The organism is Amycolatopsis sp. NPDC058278 (genome assembly GCF_042881395.1).
Lineage (GTDB): Bacteria > Actinomycetota > Actinomycetes > Mycobacteriales > Pseudonocardiaceae > Amycolatopsis.
Map to the genome: position 1 here is coordinate 34,509 of NZ_JBHVXZ010000012.1, position 17,453 is coordinate 51,961.

Annotated in this window: 15 protein-coding genes and 2 tRNA genes; 6 read left to right on the plus strand and 11 right to left on the minus strand. The window is 68.8% G+C overall.

Annotated features, from left to right (window positions below):
* Positions 1-59: 59 nt before the first annotated feature.
* Both ACFVYA_RS08505 and ACFVYA_RS08510 read right to left on the minus strand, forming a co-directional pair.
* A tRNA-Ala gene (locus tag ACFVYA_RS08505) sits at positions 60-132 on the minus strand.
* 34 nt (positions 133-166) lie between these two features.
* Complete coding sequence (locus ACFVYA_RS08510; RefSeq protein WP_387043735.1) at positions 167-334, minus strand: DLW-39 family protein; 168 nt, start codon at positions 332-334, stop codon at positions 167-169.
* A gap of 427 nt (positions 335-761) precedes the next feature.
* Between ACFVYA_RS08510 and ACFVYA_RS08515 the strand changes: the two genes are divergently transcribed.
* The gene (locus ACFVYA_RS08515) at positions 762-1,922 is read left to right on the plus strand and encodes an oxygenase MpaB family protein (RefSeq protein ID WP_387043842.1); all 1,161 of its coding nucleotides are present in this window, start codon (positions 762-764) and stop codon (positions 1,920-1,922) included.
* A gap of 57 nt (positions 1,923-1,979) precedes the next feature.
* Here the strand turns inward: ACFVYA_RS08515 and ACFVYA_RS08520 are convergent.
* The 9 genes from ACFVYA_RS08520 to dnaA form a co-directional block, all read right to left on the minus strand.
* Positions 1,980-2,053 (minus strand) — tRNA-Ile (locus tag ACFVYA_RS08520).
* 49 nt (positions 2,054-2,102) lie between these two features.
* A complete protein-coding gene (locus tag ACFVYA_RS08525) occupies positions 2,103-2,768 on the minus strand; it encodes a DUF3566 domain-containing protein (RefSeq protein ID WP_387043737.1) in 666 nt (221 codons plus the stop codon).
* A gap of 50 nt (positions 2,769-2,818) precedes the next feature.
* Positions 2,819-5,347, minus strand: a complete 2,529-nt coding sequence (gene gyrA / locus ACFVYA_RS08530) for a DNA gyrase subunit A (RefSeq protein ID WP_387043739.1) — start codon at positions 5,345-5,347, stop codon at positions 2,819-2,821.
* A 53-nt stretch (positions 5,348-5,400) separates the two neighbouring features.
* Positions 5,401-7,368, minus strand: coding sequence for a DNA topoisomerase (ATP-hydrolyzing) subunit B (gene gyrB / locus ACFVYA_RS08535; protein WP_387043741.1), 1,968 nt, complete (start codon positions 7,366-7,368; stop codon positions 5,401-5,403).
* A gap of 197 nt (positions 7,369-7,565) precedes the next feature.
* A complete protein-coding gene (locus ACFVYA_RS08540) occupies positions 7,566-8,069 on the minus strand; it encodes a DciA family protein (RefSeq protein WP_387043743.1) in 504 nt (167 codons plus the stop codon).
* 220 nt (positions 8,070-8,289) lie between these two features.
* The gene (gene recF, locus ACFVYA_RS08545) at positions 8,290-9,444 is read right to left on the minus strand and encodes a DNA replication/repair protein RecF (RefSeq protein ID WP_285987508.1); all 1,155 of its coding nucleotides are present in this window, start codon (positions 9,442-9,444) and stop codon (positions 8,290-8,292) included.
* Positions 9,445-9,454: 10 nt separating this feature from the next.
* Positions 9,455-10,345: a phosphogluconate dehydrogenase (NAD(+)-dependent, decarboxylating) gene (gnd, locus tag ACFVYA_RS08550; protein ID WP_285987507.1), complete on the minus strand. Its 891-nt coding sequence runs from the start codon at positions 10,343-10,345 to the stop codon at positions 9,455-9,457.
* 88 nt (positions 10,346-10,433) lie between these two features.
* Complete coding sequence (dnaN, locus tag ACFVYA_RS08555) at positions 10,434-11,567, minus strand: DNA polymerase III subunit beta (RefSeq protein WP_285987506.1); 1,134 nt, start codon at positions 11,565-11,567, stop codon at positions 10,434-10,436.
* Between the two features lie 877 nt (positions 11,568-12,444).
* Entirely contained in the window at positions 12,445-14,073 is a 1,629-nt protein-coding gene (dnaA, locus tag ACFVYA_RS08560; protein ID WP_387043746.1) for a chromosomal replication initiator protein DnaA, read from the minus strand.
* 603 nt (positions 14,074-14,676) lie between these two features.
* On the opposite strand from dnaA, the gene rpmH reads away from it, so the two are divergent.
* From rpmH to ACFVYA_RS08585, 5 genes are read left to right on the plus strand one after another with little or no spacing between them, the layout of a single operon-like run.
* A complete protein-coding gene (gene rpmH, locus ACFVYA_RS08565) occupies positions 14,677-14,820 on the plus strand; it encodes a 50S ribosomal protein L34 (protein ID WP_387043748.1) in 144 nt (47 codons plus the stop codon).
* 22 nt (positions 14,821-14,842) lie between these two features.
* A complete protein-coding gene (gene rnpA, locus ACFVYA_RS08570; RefSeq protein ID WP_387043750.1) occupies positions 14,843-15,277 on the plus strand; it encodes a ribonuclease P protein component in 435 nt (144 codons plus the stop codon).
* A gap of 5 nt (positions 15,278-15,282) precedes the next feature.
* Positions 15,283-15,612: a membrane protein insertion efficiency factor YidD gene (gene yidD, locus ACFVYA_RS08575; RefSeq protein ID WP_285994032.1), complete on the plus strand. Its 330-nt coding sequence runs from the start codon at positions 15,283-15,285 to the stop codon at positions 15,610-15,612.
* Between the two features lie 5 nt (positions 15,613-15,617).
* Positions 15,618-16,769: a membrane protein insertase YidC gene (gene yidC / locus ACFVYA_RS08580; protein ID WP_387043752.1), complete on the plus strand. Its 1,152-nt coding sequence runs from the start codon at positions 15,618-15,620 to the stop codon at positions 16,767-16,769.
* A 30-nt stretch (positions 16,770-16,799) separates the two neighbouring features.
* Positions 16,800-17,354, plus strand: a complete 555-nt coding sequence (locus tag ACFVYA_RS08585; protein ID WP_285987502.1) for a R3H domain-containing nucleic acid-binding protein — start codon at positions 16,800-16,802, stop codon at positions 17,352-17,354.
* Positions 17,355-17,453 lie beyond the last annotated feature (99 nt).

A 17,453-nucleotide genomic window follows, 5' to 3' on the forward strand; every position in this document is an offset into this window, starting at 1 on the left:
ATTCGCCCCTGACACGGGTACGGAAACGGCCCGCACGCTGGTGCGGGCCGTTCGAGTTGTGGAGCTGAGGGGAATCGAACCCCTGACCCCCGCCTTGCAAAGGCGGTGCTCTACCAATTGAGCTACAGCCCCGGACGCGGGCGGCTCGCCGCCCGCGGGGTGAAGATCAGTTCTGGGGAGCGCCCGCCGGCTTGGCCGGGGTGGTGCCGTTGGTGGAGGGGACCGGCGCGGTCGCCTCACGCCAGAGGTCGGCTTCGGCCTTGGCCGCCTTGTTGCGCTTGACGACGAACAGAACGCCGCCCGCGATGACGGCGAGTGCCAGCAGCTTCTTCACCGAAGCCCCCTTCTCAGCTTGCTTCCCTTACCCCGCGATGTTACTGCACGGCCACGGCGCAGGTGTCGGGCACTCGTGGTTCCACGTGGAACCAGTGGTAACGCATGTCACACAGAGCGGGAAATACCTACCCCGGCCCGCTGGTTGTACGCAGTGGTCGGTGTGCCCACCGTGTCCCCCGGGCCTCACCTCATCGCCTTCGCGGAGTTCCGTCAGGCTGGAGCCGCGATGCGCCTTTCGCCGAGAGGCGACCGTGCGGCGCGCCGACCGTGACCGCTCAGCCCTGCCGGCCTTCTCTTCCCGGCAGGGCTGACCTGTATCCCGGTTACGCGGTGTGATCACGACGATCATCCGGTAGAGCAAGGCCGTGCCCGAACAGCGCTAGCGCCGGACTCGCGATCCGGCTGAGGCTGAGCGCGTGTCAGAGATGCAGAAGACGCCATCCGCTGTCGAAGCGCTGAAGTACCAAGGTGATCCGCTCGCCGATGCGGTGATCGCCGATCTGGTGGCCGGCGGAACGACCCGGGCGGTCAACGAGGTGCTGGCCCATTTCCGCGAAAACGACCAGCCCATCCCCGAAGACCTGCCCGAGCCGGTGCGCCGTTACCTCCTGGCCACGGACGTCCCGCCGGCCTGGGCCGACCTCGACCGCATCGCGGGCGCGTACGAGTTCTTCGTGGACGACGGGGTGCACGTCGCTTCGGTGCTGTCGTTCGGCGCGATGGTCAACTGCTACGCCCAGCCACGACCGTCGCGCGTGCTGTCGCTCACGCACCGGCTCAACCAGCCCCATCGCCGGCTGTCGGAGACGTCGCAGTTCGTGCTGAACCTGATGGGCCACAACCCGTTCGGCTCCGGCGGCAACTTCGTGCCCACGATCCAGAAGACCCGGCTGATCCACGCCGCCGGGCGCTACTTCATCACCCGATCCGGCGAGTGGGACGTCGAAGCGGACGGCGTGCCGTTGTGCCAGCAGGACATGCTGGGCGCATTGCTCATCTTTTCGGTCCAGGTCATCGCCGGAATGCGCCGGATCGGCATCGCGGTCACCGACCGCGAAGCCGAGGACTACTACTACGTCTGGCGAGTGACCGGAGCCCTGCTCGGCATCCCGGCCGACGCCATGCCGGAAACCCTCGTCGAGGCCGAAGCGCTGAACGCCCAGCTCGTCGAGGCGAGTTACGGACCGTCCGCCGAGGGAATCGAGCTCACCCGCAACCTGCTGCACCTGTACGAAAACCTGGTGCCCGGCAAGGCGTTCGACGGCGTGGTCGCCGCGATGGTCCGCCAGGTGGTGACCCCACAGGTCGCCGACTGGCTCGAGGTACCGAACTCCCGCGCCTGGAGCCGCACAGTCAGCGCCGGCGTGCGCGTGATGCGACTGCTCGAGCGCTCGGAAGACCGCAGCCGCGCGGCGACGGCGGTGCTCGACAAGGCGGGAAGCCTCCTGCTGACCGGAAGCGTGCGAACACTGACCGACGGACAGCCGACTACCCTCGCCATCCCGTCGGACCTCCGGGAGAAGTGGCTGGCCGCCGGAATCTGCCCGATGGCACCACCACCGAAGGCCGACCAGGGCGGTAAGTAGGCCGCAGGCAGCAAAAAGCCCGACCCACCGACTAGGTGAACCGGGCTTTGACCTGCGTGGGCCTACCAGGACTTGAACCTGGGACCTCTTCGTTATCAGCGAAGCGCTCTAACCGCCTGAGCTATAGGCCCTCGAACGAGGAGAACTTTACAGGACCCCCGAAGGGGCCCTGCAACCGGGTCACTCCCGTTCGGACAGGGTTACCTCGAGGCCGCCCGCGAGGTCGGCTGAGACGTTGTAGATGAACGCGCTCACCGTTGCCAAGGCCGAGACCAGGACGATGTTGATCGCGCCCAGGATGGCCGCGATGCCGAAGACGCGGCCTGCGCTGATCAGGGGCTCGGCCGAGGCGTTCGCGCCCTCGCCGCCGACCAGGGATGAGTACGTGCCGTTCAGCTTGTCCCAGACGCCCATGCCGTCGAGGACCGTGTACAGCACTCCGACTGCCACCAGCCAGACGAAGAACATCGCTACGCCCAGGACCAGGGACAGCTTCAGCACCGACCACGGGTCGAACCGCTTCACCTGCAGTGATGCGCGGCGCGGGCCGCGGCCCGGACGGCGCAGCGCGCTTGGACGGGCTCGCTGGGTCGACGCCGGGGGGACCTCGCCGCCGGCCGGCGGGGTGTCACCTGAGCCTCCGCCGAAGAGGCGGGGGGCTGCGCTGCCCGTCACCACCGAACGCTCGGTGGTGACGGGCTGCGCTGCCGCGGGCGGGGGCGGTGCCTCGTCCGTGGCCAGCTTGACCGTCGCTTCGGCGTCGCCTTCCTTGTCGACCCGCTGCCAGGGTGGGCTCGCCGGCGTTCCGTTCGAACCCGCTGCCTCGGGATTCTCGGTCGGTGTCACGAAGAGTCAGTCCTTACCCGTGCCGTGGGGCGCTGTCCGTAGTTGTGAACTTACTGCTCCGACGGCGCCGTCGTCTCGTCACCCGCTTCGGGCGCTTCACCATTGGCGACGTCCGAGGGCTCGTCCGCGTTGCGTGCGACCGCGAGAAGAGTGGTTCCTTCGCCGAGATTCATCAGCCGGACCCCCTTCGTCTGCCGTCCCGCCTTGCGGACATCGCCCGCCGGTGTGCGGATCACGCCGCCGCTCGAGGTGATCGCGTACAGCTCGTCCTCGGCGTCGACGATGAGCGCACCCACCAGCCTGCCACGTTTGCGGTCGTGCTGAATGGTGAGCACGCCCTTGCCGCCGCGGCCCTGGACCGGGTAGTCCTCGATCGCCGTGCGCTTCGAGTACCCGCCGTCGGTCGCGACCAGGAGGAACTTGCCCTCCTTGACCACGCTGATGCCGAGCAGCTCGTCGCCGTCGTTGAACCGCATGCCCATCACGCCGGAGGTCGGGCGGCCCATCGGCCGCAGCGCCTCGTCCGTCGCGTGGAAGCGGATGGACTGGCCCTCGGCCGACACCAGCAGCAGATCGTCCTCGGCCGCCGCCAGCACCGCGCCGACCAGTTCGTCGCCTTCGCGCAGGTTGATGGCGATGAGGCCGCCGGAGCGGTTGGAGTCGAAGTCGGTGAGCTTGGTCTTCTTCACCAGGCCGCGCTTGGTGGCGAGCACCAGGTACGGCGCGACTTCGTAGTTCCTGATCTGGATGACCTGGGCGATCTGCTCGTCCGGCTGGAACGCCATCAGGTTCGCCACGTGCTGGCCGCGCGCGTTGCGGTTGGCCTCGGGCAGGTCGTACGCCTTCGTCCGGTAGACGCGGCCCTTGTTCGTGAAGAACAGGATCCAGTCGTGCGTCGAGCAGACGAAGAAGTGCTGGACGATGTCGTCCTGCTTCAGCGTCGCGCCCTGCACGCCCTTGCCGCCGCGCTTCTGCGAGCGGTACAGGTCCGTTTTCGTCCGCTTGGCGTACCCCGTGCGGGTGATGGTGACGACGACGTCCTCGACCGCGATGAGTTCCTCGTCGGTGACGTCGCCGCTGAACCCGATGATCTTCGTGCGCCGGTCGTCGCCGTACTTGTCGACGATCGCCATCAGCTCGTCGCGGATGATCGAGCGCTGCCGCTCGGGCTTCTCGAGGATGTCCTTGAGGTCGGCGATCTCCAGCTCGATCTCGGCCAGCTGGTCGATGATCCGCTGCCGCTCCAGGGCGGCGAGGCGCCGCAGCTGCATGTCGAGGATCGCGGTGGCCTGGATCTCATCGACGTCCAGCAGCTCCATCAGGGCCGGCCGGGCCTCGTCCGCCGAGGGCGACCGCCGGATGAGGGCGATGACCTCGTCGAGCATGTCCAGCGCCTTGACGTACCCACGCAGGATGTGGGCCCGCTCCTCGGCCTTCTTCAGGCGGAACTTGGTCCGCCGGACGATGACCTCGACCTGGTGCTTCACGTAGTGCCGGATGATCTGGTCGAGCCGCAGCGTGCGCGGCACGCCGTCGACCAGGGCCAGCATGTTGACGCCGAAGTTCTGCTGCAGCTGGGTGTGCTTGTAGAGGTTGTTCAGCACGACCTTCGCGACGGCGTCGCGCTTGATCGTGACGACGATCCGCATGCCCGAGCGGCTGTTGGACTCGTCGGCGATGTCGGCGATGCCGGTGAGCTTGCCGTCGCGGACCAGGTTCGCGATGTTCTCGACCAGGTTGTCCGGGTTGACCTGGTAGGGCAGCTCGGACACGACCAGGATCGTGCGGCCCTTCGCGTCCTCTTCGACCTCGACGACCGCGCGCATCCGGATCGAGCCGCGGCCGGTGCGGTAGGCGTCTTCGATGCCGGACGTGCCGAGGATCATTGCCCGGGTCGGGAAGTCCGGGCCCTTGACACGCACCAGCAGCGCGGCCAGCATCTCGTCGTCGGTCGCCTCGGGGTTTTCCAGCGCCCAGACGACGCCTTCGGAGACCTCGCGCAGGTTGTGCGGCGGGATGTTCGTCGCCATCCCGACCGCGATCCCGGAACCGCCGTTGACCAGCAGGTTCGGGAACCGCGACGGCAGGACGTCCGGCTCCTGCGTGCGGCCGTCGTAGTTGTCGGAGAAGTCGACGGTGTCTTCTTCGATGTCGGCCAGCATCTGCATGGCCAGCGGCGCGAGCCGGGACTCCGTGTACCGCATGGCGGCCGCGGGGTCGTTGCCCGACGAGCCGAAGTTGCCCTGGCCGTCGATCAGCGGGTACCGCAGCGACCACGGCTGGGCGAGCCGGACCAGCGCGTCGTAGATCGCCGAGTCACCGTGCGGGTGGTAGTTGCCCATGACGTCGCCGACGACGCGGGAGCACTTGTTGTACCCGCGGTCCGGCCGGAAACCGGAGTCGAACATCGAGTACAGGATCCGGCGCGCGACCGGCTTGAGGCCGTCACGCACGTCCGGCAGCGCCCGCGACACGATGACGCTCATCGCGTAGTCGATGTAGGAGCGCTGCATCTCCTGCTGGATGTCGACCGGCTCGATCCGGTCGTGTTCCGGAGCCGGCGGCAGAGTTTCCGTCATGAGGTCCTTCTCGAGTGGAGAGTCCTAGCGGGACAAAGAGCTGAGGGGAACGCCTAGACGTCCAGGAAGCGGACGTCCTTGGCGTTGCGCGTGATGAACGACCGGCGCGCCTCGACGTCCTCGCCCATCAGGACGGAGAACAGGTCGTCCGCCTGGGCGGCGTCGTCCATGGTCACCCGGCCCAGCAGCCGGTTCGCCGGGTCCATGGTGGTCTCCCACAGCTCTTCGGCGTTCATCTCGCCGAGACCCTTGTAGCGCTGGATCGCGTCGTCCTTCGGGAGCCGCTTGCCGGCCTCGACGCCTGCCTGGATGACGGCATCGCGCTCCCGGTCGGAGTAGGCGTACTCCGGCTCGGCCCGCGGCCACTTGATCTTGTACAGCGGCGGGCGCGACAGGAAGACGTGTCCGTGCTCGATCAGCGGGGTCATGAAGCGGAACAGCAGGGTGAGCAGCAGCGTGGTGATGTGCTGGCCGTCGACGTCGGCGTCGGCCATCAGCACGATCTTGTGGTAGCGCAGCTTCGACAGGTCGAACTCGTCGTGGATGCCGGTGCCGAGCGCGGTGATCAGCGACTGGACCTCGGTGTTCTTGAGGACGCGGTCGATGCGGGCCTTCTCGACGTTGATGATCTTGCCGCGGATCGGCAGGATCGCCTGGTACATCGAGTCGCGGCCTTCCTTGGCCGAGCCGCCGGCCGAGTCGCCCTCGACGATGTAGAGCTCGCACTCCGCCGGATTGGTCGAGCGGCAGTCCTTGAGCTTGCCGGGCAGGCCGCCGATCTCCAGCGCGCCCTTGCGGCGGACCAGGTCACGCGCCTTGCGCGCGGCCATCCGGGCCTGCGCCGAGGAGATCGACTTGTTGATGATCGTCTTCGCCTCGCCGGGGTTGCGCTCGAACCAGTCCGCCAGCCACTCGTTGGACTGCTGCTGCACGAACGTCTTGGCCTCGCTGTTGCCCAGCTTGGTCTTGGTCTGGCCCTCGAACTGCGGCTCGCTCAGCTTGATGGAGACGATCGCAGCGAGGCCCTCGCGCACGTCGTCGCCGGTCAGGTTGGGGTCCTTCTCCTTGAGCAGCTTCTTGTCGCGCGCGTACGCGTTGACGACGCGGGTCAGCGCGGCGCGGAAGCCCTCTTCGTGGGTGCCGCCCTCGTGCGTGTTGATCGTGTTGGCGAACGTGTAGACCGACGGCGTGAACCCGTTGTTCCACTGCATCGCGACCTCGACCTCGAGGCCGGTGCCCTTCGCGTCGAAGGAGATCACGCTGGGGTGGATCGGGTCCTTGCTGCCGTTGATGTGCTTGACGAAGTCCTCGAGCCCACCCGGGTAGCAGTAGACCTTCTCCTTGACCCGGGCGACCTTGCCCTCGGCGTCGGCTTCGGCTTCCTCGTCGGCGACCCGCTCGTCACGCAGGGACAGCGTCAGCCCCTTGTTGAGGAACGCCATCTCCTGGAGGCGGCGCGAGATCGTCTCGAAGTTGTACGTCGTGGTCTCGAAGATGCTGTCGTCGGCCCAGAACGTCATCGTCGTCCCGGTCTCGGTCGCCGGGCCGAGGTCTTCGAGCGGCCCCGGGATCTGGTCGGTGTACAGCTGGCGCCACTGGCGGCCGCCGTACTTGACCTCGGCGAGCAGCTTCGTCGACAGCGCGTTCACCACGGAGATGCCGACGCCGTGCAGGCCGCCGGACACCGCGTAGGAGTCGCTGTCGAACTTGCCGCCCGCGTGCAGCTGGGTGAGCACGACCTCGATGGTCGGCTTGTTCTCCTTGGGGTGCATGTCGACCGGGATGCCGCGGCCGTCGTCGACGACGCGCACCCCGCCGTCGGCGAGGAGGGTAACCTCGACCTTGGTGGCGTGCCCGGCCATCGCCTCGTCGACGGAGTTGTCCACGACCTCCTGGACGAGGTGGTGCAGGCCGCGCTCACCGGTGGAACCGATGTACATGCCGGGGCGCTTGCGGACCGCTTCAAGGCCTTCGAGCACCGTGATCGACGACGCGTTGTACTCGCTCTTGTTCTCGGTCACCGGCGTTGTTTCTCCTCGTCTCGCCCGAGCGGACGCTCGCTCTCCTCCAGTGTACTTGGCCGCGTCCGCTGACATGCGGCAAGGACACCCCTGAACGCGTCACAGACGAACGAAATCGGTTCGAGTCGAGTCTTGACGTATCTCGGGAGGTCTGAATGCGTTCTCGGGGCATTCAACCGAGCATCACGCAACCCGGGTCAGCCGTACGTGTCACGGGGGCCGCGGCCTGGCACGTGGCGGAGTCCTTTCCGCCAGCTGGGGGCGGTCGGACCCTGGATCCGCATCCGCTTGACGACGCCGTTGCCGACCCCCGCCGCGATCTTGGCCAGCAGCTTTCCCTGCAGCAACCGCAGCTGGGTGGCCCACGCCGTCGAGCTGGCGCGGACGGTGAGTTCGCCGTCCTTCAGCGCGACCGGCTGCGCGTGCTCGGCGACGTCTTCGCCGACCAGCCGCGCCCACTGCGCGAAGACGCGGGCGCTGGTGACGCTTTCGTTCCAGCCGCGGTCGCTCATCAGCCGGGAGACGAGCCGGCCGAGCGGCTGCGGGTCGCGCGCGTCCGCTCCCGGGCCCGACCAGCGGCGACGCCGGGGGCTCTGCCCACCCCCGGTCGCGGGGCGGCGCCGGCCGGGTGAGGTGCCGCGCTCCTTGGCCTTGGCCTTCGCGGCCTCCAGTGCGGCGTGCGCGAGGTCGCGGCCCGTCACCGGGGGCTCGTTCGGCCCAACATCGCCATCACGCTCAGTACTCGGAGCTGGCTTGGAGTTCGCAGCAGAGCCGCTACCCGCCGTTTTGCGCCACCCATCTGGCCGCATGGTCACGCGCGGCGATAACTCATTCACCGTGTTATCCACACTGTCCACAGGTTTGTCCCCAGATCGGGTGCGGTTTGTGCCGCCCGTCACACGGGGTGCCCGGTCGCCCTGCTCAGCCACGCGTGATCTCACCGTCCGCCACCACGAACCGGGTGCCGGCCAGCTCCCCGGGCACGTCTTCGTCGACCGCGGCGGTCACCAGCACCTGTTCGGCGCTCGCTGCCACCTCGGCCAGCCGGGCCCGGCGCTTGCGGTCCAGCTCGGCGAACACGTCGTCGAGCAGCAGCACCGGCTCGCCCGCCTCCTCGCGCAGCAGCTCGTAGCTGCCGAGCCGGAGGGCGAGCGCGAACGACCACGACTCGCCGTGGCTCGCGTAGCCCTTCGCCGGCGCTTCGCCCAGGATCAGCTCCAGCTCGTCCCGGTGCGGGCCGACCAGGCTGATACCGCGCTCGAGCTCCGCCTTGCGGGCTTCACCCAACGCCTTGAGTAAGACGTCCTTCAGGACCGCGGGTTGCGCCCGTTCGCCATCCGGTACGCCGTACGTTTCCGGCAGGGCGGCACCCAGCGACGACCGGTAGGCGATCTTCGCCGGACGCGAGTCGGGCGCGACCCCCATGTACGCCGAAGCCGCGTGCGGCGCGAGGTCGGCGACGAGGTTCAGGCGCGCGGCGAGCAGCTCCGCGCCCGCCACCGCCAGGTGGTCGTCCCAGACCTCGAGCGTCGACAGCGCGTACGGGTCTTCGCGGCCCGTACGTCGTTTCCCGGCCGTCTTGAGCAGGGCGTTCCGCTGCTTCAGCACCTTCTCGTAGTCCGCCCGTACCCCGGCGTACCGCGGCGCGCGCAGCACCAGGAGCTCGTCGAGGAACCGGCGTCGCTCGCCCGGGTCACCCCGCACGAGCGCGAGGTCCTCCGGGGAGAACAGCACCGTGCGCAGGATCCCGAGCACGTCACGCGGACGGCCGACCGCACCGCGGTTGACCCGCGCGCGGTTCGCCCGGCCGGCGGTGATCTCGAGCTCGACGGTCAGCTCGCGGTCCTCGTTGACGACCGCGACCCGCACCAGCGCGCGCTCGCAGCCGTGCCGGATCAGCGGCGCGTCCGTCGCGACGCGGTGCGAGCCCAGCGTCGCGACGTACCCGATCGCTTCGAGCAGGTTGGTCTTGCCGCGACCGTTCTGGCCGACCAGCACGGTCGGCCCGGGTTCGAGGGCGAGATCGGCCTGGGGCCAGGAGCGGAAGTCGGTGACCTGCAAGTGGCGCAGATACACCCGGAACTCCTTACCCGCCGACCTTCTTCACGGCGTGCCCACCGAACTGGTTGCGCAGCGCGGCCACCGCGCGCATCGCGGCCGAGTGCTCCTGGCGCGAAGCGAACCGCGCGAAGAGGGCGGCCGAGATGACCGGCGCCGGCACCGCGTTGTTGATCGCCTCTTCCAGCGTCCAGCGGCCCTCGCCCGAGTCCTCGACGTAGCCCTCGAGGTCGTCCAGCTCCGGGTCCTCGTCGAGCGCGCGCACGAGCAGGTCGAGCAGCCAGGACCGGACGACTGTGCCGCGCTGCCAGCCCTTGATCACCGCGGGCACGTCCTTGACGACCTTGGCCGCCTCGAGCAGCTCGAAGCCCTCGGCGAAGGCCTGCATCATGCCGTACTCGATGCCGTTGTGGATCATCTTCGCGTAGTGCCCCGCGCCGACGTCGCCGGCGTGCGAGAAGCCTTCTTCACGCGGGCCTTCCGGGCGCAGCGCGTCGAAGATCGGCATGGCCTTCTCGACGTCGGCCGCGGTGCCGCCGACCATCAGGCCGTAGCCGTTGTCCTTGCCCCACACGCCACCGGAGACACCGCAGTCGACGTAGCCGATGTTCTTCGCCGCGAGCAGATCGGCGTTCAGCTTGTCGTCGGTGTACTTCGAGTTGCCGCCGTCGATCACCATGTCGCCCTCGGCGAGCAGGTTGCTCAGCTCGGTGACGGTCTGGCGGGTCGGGTCGCCGGCCGGGACCATGATCCAGACGATCCGCGGGCCGTCCAGTTTGGACACCAGGTCCTCGAGCGACGTCGTGTCGGTGACGTCCGGGTTGCGGTCGTAGCCGACCACCTCGTGACCGGCCGCGCGCAGCCGCTCACGCATGTTGAAGCCCATCTTGCCCAGGCCGATCAGACCGAGCTGAACCATCGAGATCCCCTTACGTGCTCAGGCAGTGTCTTACGGGGCTTCGCCCCGGCCGGGGGCTCCGCCACCCGGACCCCACGGATTAGGCGGGTCAGCCCGGGAGGCGGACCGGCATCAGGAGGTAGAGGTAGCCGGGGACGACGTTGCCCTCGGCGTCGGCGGGCTTGATGAGCGCGGGCCGGTTCGGCGTGGTGAACGTCAGCTCCGCTTGGCCGCTGTGCAGCGCACCGAGGCCGTCGACGAGGTAACCGGGGTTGAACGCGATGGTCACCGGCTCACCTTCGTACTCGACCTGCAGCTCTTCTTCGGCGCTGCCCTCGTCGTCGCCGCCCGCGGACAACCGCAGCGTGTTGTCCCCGAACTCCAGTCGTACCTGAGTCCCCCGCTCGGCCACCAGTGAAACGCGCTTGATGGACTCGGTGAGCGCCGACACGTCGATGACCGCGCGCGACGTGTGCGACGCGGGCAGCAGCTGGCGGTACGGCGGGAATTCGGCGTCGAGCAGGCGGGTCGTCGTGTAGCGCCCGGAACCGGACAGGCCGAGCAGGCCTTCGCCGCTGGCGAGGGCGAGGCGGATCGTGGCGCCGCTGGCGCCGAGCGTCTTGGCCGCCTCGGCGAGGGTGCGCGCCGGGACGAGCACCGCCGCGTCGGCCAGGCCCTCGGCGGGCTGCCAGGTGAACTCGCGCATGGCGAGCCGGAACCGGTCGGTCGCGACGAGGGTCAGCGAGCTGCCGGAGATCTCGAGCCGCATGCCGGTGAGCATCGGCAGCGTGTCGTCCTTGCCCGCGGCGACGACGACCTGGGTGACGGCCTGGCCGAACGCGTCGCCGGCGAGCTCGCCCGCGAAGGCGGGCTGGGACGGCAGCTGCGGGTAGTCCTCGACCGGCATGGTCGGCAGGGAGAACCGCGCGGTGCCGCACGTGATGGTGGCGCGCGAGCCGTCGACGGAGATCTCGACCGGCTGCGCGGGCAGCGCCTTGGTGATGTCGGCGAGGAGGCGCCCGGACACGAGCAGGCGGCCGCCATCGGCGATCGTCGCGGGGACCCCGACCGTGGCGGAGACCTCGTAGTCGAAGCCGGAGACCGTCAGCGCGTCGGTTTCGCCGTCCGAACCGGCGTCGAGCAGGACACCGCCCAGCACCGGCACCGGAGGCCGGGAGGGGAGGCTTCTGGCCACCCACGCGACGGCGTCGGCGAGCCCGTCACGCTCGACGCGGATCTTCATGCGCGCATCCTTTCGACGATCGAGCCCCGTGCGGGCTCGGGCCAGGCCTCGTTCTCGAAGGGCAGAGACCGGCTGCCCCCTCCGGCCGGTCCGCCCTCCGCGTGAGCGGCCGGAGCACGGACCAGGTGCAGACATCCACGTTAGGCCGTCGCGGGCGCCGACGTCACCTCGGCCTCCCCTTGACTTTGTCGACATGACGACTCCATCTCGCGGCTGTCCCCAGATTCGCTCTCCGCCTGTTTTTGTTTTGTTCTCTCTCTTAGAAGATCTAAGGGCAGTAGCAGTAATAGGCGTTGTGGATTGTGTGGATTGAGCTCGTTTGCGCAGGTGGGACCGGTCGCGGGCGTGTGGAGAACCATGGTGGCAGACCTGTGGGTAGATCGGGCCATCCGTGGATGGTTTCGGGCGGCGGCCGATCCGTCCACAGAAGGCCCCAGTTGTCCCCACGGTTGTCCCCAGGTGTGGGGCGATTTGTACCCAGGGTCTGGGGGTGCCGGACGGGGTCCGAACCCCTCTTCCGAGTGATCGGCTCCCCCTGTGCACATCATGTGGGCAACCTGTGGAATCAGCGTGGACAAGGGTGTGGATGCGCTGTGGATCGCCTGTGGGCGGGGTGTGGAGGGAATCCGTGTCTTCGCTGGTGGGAGATCCTTGGCACTGTGGGCAATCTGCCCACACGGTGGGGAAAACCCCTTGTGTACAAACAATTTTCGCGAGTTTGGCGAAGCGCGCGTACGCACCTTCGCTGCTTCGCGGGCGTACGCGCGCTTCAGACACTCCAAAGACGACTGTGTCGAATGACGACCGGGTGCAAAGACGACCAAGGGGCGTCCACATTGAGCGGACGCCCCGAAATCGTTGGGAGGTAAGGGATGTGCTACTGGCGGGCGCGCTGCTTGATGCGCGACGTCAGCTCCTGCACCTGGTCGTAGATCCGCCGGCGCTCGGCCATCTCCTTGCGGATCTTCTTGTCCGCGTGCATGACCGTCGTGTGGTCGCGGCCGCCGAACGTCTGCCCGATCTTCGGCAGCGACATGTCGGTGAGCTCGCGGCAGAGGTACATCGCGATCTGGCGGGACGTGGCGAGCGCCTTCGTCTTGCCGGGGCCGCACAGGTCGTCCAGCGTCACGTCGAAGAACTCGGAGATGACGCCCATGATGGTGGGCGCGGTGATCTCCGGGGCGTGGGAGTCGGGGATCAGGTCCCGCAACACGATCTCCGCCAGTGCGGCGTCCACCGGCTGCTGGTTCAGCGACGCGAACGCGGTGACCCGGATCAGCGCGCCTTCGAGCTCCCGGATGTTCGCCTCGACGCGCGAGGCGATGAACTCCAGAACGTCGCCCGGCACCGCCAGCCTGTCCTGCGCCGCCTTCTTGCGGAGGATCGCGATGCGCGTCTCGAGTTCGGGCGGCTGGATGTCGGTGATGAGGCCCCACTCGAACCGCGTCCGCAGCCGGTCCTCCAGCGTCTCGAGGCGCTTGGGCGGGCGGTCGGAGCTGACGACGATCTGCTTGTTCGCGTTGTGGAGGGTGTTGAAGGTGTGGAAGAACTCCTCCTGCGTCCCTTCCTTGCCCTCCAGGAACTGGATGTCGTCGACGAGCAGGATGTCGATGTCGCGGTAGCGCCGCTGGAAGGCGACCTTGCGGTCGTCGCGCAGCGAGTTGATGAAGTCGTTGGTGAACTCTTCGGTCGAGACGTACCGGACGCGCATGCCGGGGAAGAGTCGTTGCGCGTAGTGGCCGACCGCGTGCAGTAGGTGCGTCTTGCCGAGCCCGGACTCGCCCCAGATGAAGAGGGGATTGTACGCGCGGGCGGGCGCTTCGGCGACGGCGACCGCGGCCGCGTGCGCGAAGCGGTTGGACGCGCCGATGACGAAGGTGTCAAAGGTGTACTTCTCGTTCAGCTTCGTCTTCGACGTCTGCGGCTGCGCCGGCGCGGTGTACGGCTGACCGGCGATCGGCTGGCCGGAGAAGGTCGGCCAGATCTCGTGGACCGCGGCGAGCGCTTCGCCCTCTTCGTCGACTTCTTCGTCGGTGTCGTCGCCGTCGTCCGGCTTCGGTGCGCCGGCCTGGTGCGCCGGCATCGGCATCGGCGGCCTCGGCTGCGGGGGTTCGGCGGGCCGCGGCGGCGGCATCATCGGCGCGCCGTTGGCGGGCATCGGCGGGGCCGGTTCGGGACTCGTGCCGTTTTCCACTCGGCCGGGTGACGGCGCGTAGCGGGGAGCGGGCGCCGGAGCGACGGCCTCGGCGCTGTCGACCTTCACCGCGAGCGAGATGGCGCGGCCGAGCCGCCGGGAAAGCGCCTCGGTGATCGCGCCGCGCAGCCCGCGTTCGATCGCTTCCTTCGCGAAGTCGCTGGGCGCCGCCAGGAGCGCCGTGCCGTCGAGCAGGCCGATCGGACGGGTCACGCGCATCCAGGCGCGCTGCTGGGGGGACAGGGTCCCGTCGGACAGTTCGCGTACCACCTGTTCCCAGATGACACCCAGATTGTGCTGGTGATCCGACACCTGTCTGGCTCCCCTCCCCTCGTCGGCGTGGACAGCCGAGCCGGCCCCGGAACTCCCCGGTCACTCCACCCGGCGATCACAGGAGACCTGTCCGCGCACCGGCACAGCGAATATCCACATAGTTGTCCACAGCTGTGCACTAATGTACGGCGACCCGCGGCGCCACCACCTGCGGGCTCGTCGTACGCCGGTGGGCACTCCACCACCCGGATACTCGTGCACCTCGACCGGTGACCCGAGAGAGGCACGCTAACAAGCCCCGCTCGCGGCCACAAGGCATCCTGGGCGGCCAGCATTTCACGGTGCACCGCCGGTGGCCATTCGGTGCCGCGGCGTCGAACTCCCCGGGTGCGCCGGCCGGTCGCGTACCGTGGCCGAGGGGGTGCTTACCGGCCGCCCGACGGGGGTGCGTACCCTCGTAAGGTCTCCCGTATGCGACGGGTGCGTTTCGCGTGCCCACGTTGTCGTCGCTCGTCGTGACGAGGCCACACGTTGGTAGGAGACACCAGAGACTGCCGTGCGCCCGCACGACACGCCAGGTGGAAGAAGTAATTCTGCTTCGGGCGGGCGGGAACACGGACAACGCGAGACACAGGAGAAGCAGTGAGCAAGGGTAAGCGCACCTTCCAGCCGAACAACCGCCGCCGCGCGAAGGTCCACGGGTTCCGCCTGCGCATGCGGACCCGCGCCGGCCGCGGCATCCTGGCGGCCCGCCGTCGCAAGGGCCGTGCTGAGCTGTCCGCCTGATCGCACCCGATCGAGGCGCGCCGTGCTGCCGGCTGCCGCACGCTTGCGGCGGAGTGAGGATTTCCGCGTGGTTCTCCGTCGCGGGTCCCGGGCAGGCAGGCGCCGCCTCGTCGTCCACGCGCTGACCACGGACCCGTCCGAGGCCGCCGACCCACCGTCGGCGGCCAGGGCGGGTTTTGTGGTGAGCAAGGCGGTCGGCAATTCGGTGGTCCGCCACCGCGTCAGCCGCCGATTGCGTCATCTCGTTTCCGCCAGGCTCGGAACACTGCCCGCCGGTACGGCGTTGGTCGTACGGGCATTGCCGCCGTCGTCGACCGCTTCCAGCGCCGAGCTCGGGTCCGATCTCGACGCCGCGTTGCGTCGGCTGGGGCTTCTGTCGTCGCGCCGTCCGGCCGGGGATGTCCCCCGCCCGACGCGTCCCGCGGACGCGACCCCCGACCACGGATCAGCGGTGTGACCGGCATGCGAGCCACCCCCGAGCACGACTCAGCGCACGACCACTTCGACGACGGCGAGCCTCCGCGGCCCGGCCCGGTCGCCTGGGTCCTGCTGCTCCCCATCAAGCTCTACCGCAAGGCGATCTCGCCCTTCCTCCCGCCGGCTTGCCGGTTCTACCCGAGCTGCAGCGCGTACGCAGTCGAAGCCCTCACCCGGCACGGTGCCGGACGTGGCTCCTACCTCGCGCTGCGCCGGCTGCTGCGCTGCGGCCCGTGGACACCCCCCGGCCGTGACCCCGTGCCCGAGACGTTCTCGTGGCGACACCGCAGACCTGAAACACCGATCGAGGAGTAGCAGCAGTGCTCGATTTCATCTACTACCCCGTGTCCTTCATCCTCTGGTGTTGGCACAAGGTCTTCGGGTTCGTGTTCGGGGAATCGACCGCGGTCGCCTGGATCCTCGGCATCATCTTCCTGACGTTCACGGTCCGCGGCATCATGTTCAAGCCGTTCGTGAACCAGGTCCGGTCGATGAAGAAGATGCAGGACTTCGCGCCGGAGATGAAGAAGATCCAGAAGAAGTACGCGAACGACCGGCAGCGCCAAGCCGCGGAGATGCAGAAGCTCCAGAAGGAGCACGGCGTCAACCCGCTGGGCAGCTGCCTGCCGATGCTGCTCCAGATCCCGGTGTTCATCGGCCTGAACCACGTCCTCCGCGCGTTCACGATGCCGCCGCCCGGTGGCGGCCCGAAGACCGAGAACTACTTCTTCAGCCAGCACGACGTCGAGTCCTACGTCAACGCGAAGCTGTTCGGCGTCAACCTCGGTGAAGCGGTCTACAACGGCGTCGGGGTCGTCAGCGGCGGGGCCACGAACGTCGGCTTCCACTGGAGCGTGCTCCCGGTTGCGCTGCCGCTGATGATCGTCGCTTCGATCGCCACGCACCTCACCGCGCGGCACTCGGTGGCCCGGCAGAACGCCGCGTCGGCCACCCCGCAGACCGCGATCATGAACAAGCTGACGATGTACATCTTCCCGCTCGGTGTCCTCGTCTTCGGTGCGCTGTTCCCGCTCGGCCTCCTCTTCTACTGGCTGGCGAACAACGGCTGGACCCTGATGCAGCAGCGCCTCGTCTACACGAAGATCGACAAGGAAGAGGCGTCCCGCAAGGCGGAAGCCGCGGAGAAGCGCGCGTCGCTCGGCCCGAAGCCGGGTCAGAAGCCGACCGCGCCGAAGGTCGGCCAGAAGCCGGTCCAGCAGAAGAAGAACCAGCCCGCTCAGGCCGGCACGGCGAAGAAGGTGACGAAGGCGGGCTCGGCCCACGGCTTCGCCCAGCTCACGCCGGCGGAGGCCGCCGCGAAGGCGGAGGCGGCCGCGAAGGCCGACAGCGCGACCGTGGCGGACCCGGCTCCCGCCGAGACCAACGGCCAGAACGGCTCGAAGGACAACGGCACCGGCGTGCCGGGCCTTCTCAAAGACTCGACCAGGAAGTCGGGCCGGAAGCGCCGCTGAGGCGCGACCGGTTCGGAGAGGAGACGAATGATGTCGGAGACGATCGACACGATCGACGCCGATCAGGACGACGTGACCCCGGCCGACGGAGAAGCGGGCGAACAGAAGGCTGGAGGTGGCGACGACATCCTCGTGCAGGAGGGCGACATCGCCGGCGACTACCTCGAGCGCCTGCTCGACCTGCTCGACTACGACGGTGACATCGACCTCGACGTGGAGGCCGGCCGCGCGATCGTGAGCATCGACGGCGGCGAGGACCTCGAGAAGCTCGTCGGCCCGCGCGGCACGGTGCTCGAGGCGCTGCAGGAGCTGACCCGCCTGGCGGTCCAGCAGGAGACGGGCTCGCGCAGCCGCCTGATGCTGGACATCGCGGGCTGGCGCGCGGACCGCCGCGAGGAGTTGCGCGAGCTCGGCCGCTCGACGGCGGAGTCGGTCCTGAAGAGCGGCGAGCGGGTGCGGCTGCAGCCGATGAGCCCGTTCGAGCGCAAGGTCGTCCACGACGCGGTGGCGACGGTCTCGGGCGTCATGAGCGAGAGCGAGGGCGAGGACCCGAAGCGCCGCGTGGTGATCTTCCCGGAGTCCTGAGACCCCGGTTCCGGAAGCGGGGGCCCCCCCCGGGGTGGGGGGGGGGCGCGGGGGTGTTTGGGGGGGTGGGGGCCGGCCCCCCCCCCCCGACAGGGTGGC

What these genes read in the sequence shown, in the direction of transcription:
- ACFVYA_RS08515 (WP_387043842.1), top strand. Translation starts at nt 762, where the DNA reads ATGCAGAAGACGCCATCCGCTGTCGAAGCGCTGAAGTACCAAGGTGAT.
- gyrA (WP_387043739.1), bottom strand. Translation starts at nt 5,347, where the DNA reads ATGACGGAAACTCTGCCGCCGGCTCCGGAACACGACCGGATCGAGCCG.
- gnd (WP_285987507.1), bottom strand. Translation starts at nt 10,345, where the DNA reads ATGGTTCAGCTCGGTCTGATCGGCCTGGGCAAGATGGGCTTCAACATG.
- dnaN (WP_285987506.1), bottom strand. Translation starts at nt 11,567, where the DNA reads ATGAAGATCCGCGTCGAGCGTGACGGGCTCGCCGACGCCGTCGCGTGG.
- yidD (WP_285994032.1), top strand. Translation starts at nt 15,283, where the DNA reads ATGCGAGCCACCCCCGAGCACGACTCAGCGCACGACCACTTCGACGAC.
- ACFVYA_RS08585 (WP_285987502.1), top strand. Translation starts at nt 16,800, where the DNA reads ATGTCGGAGACGATCGACACGATCGACGCCGATCAGGACGACGTGACC.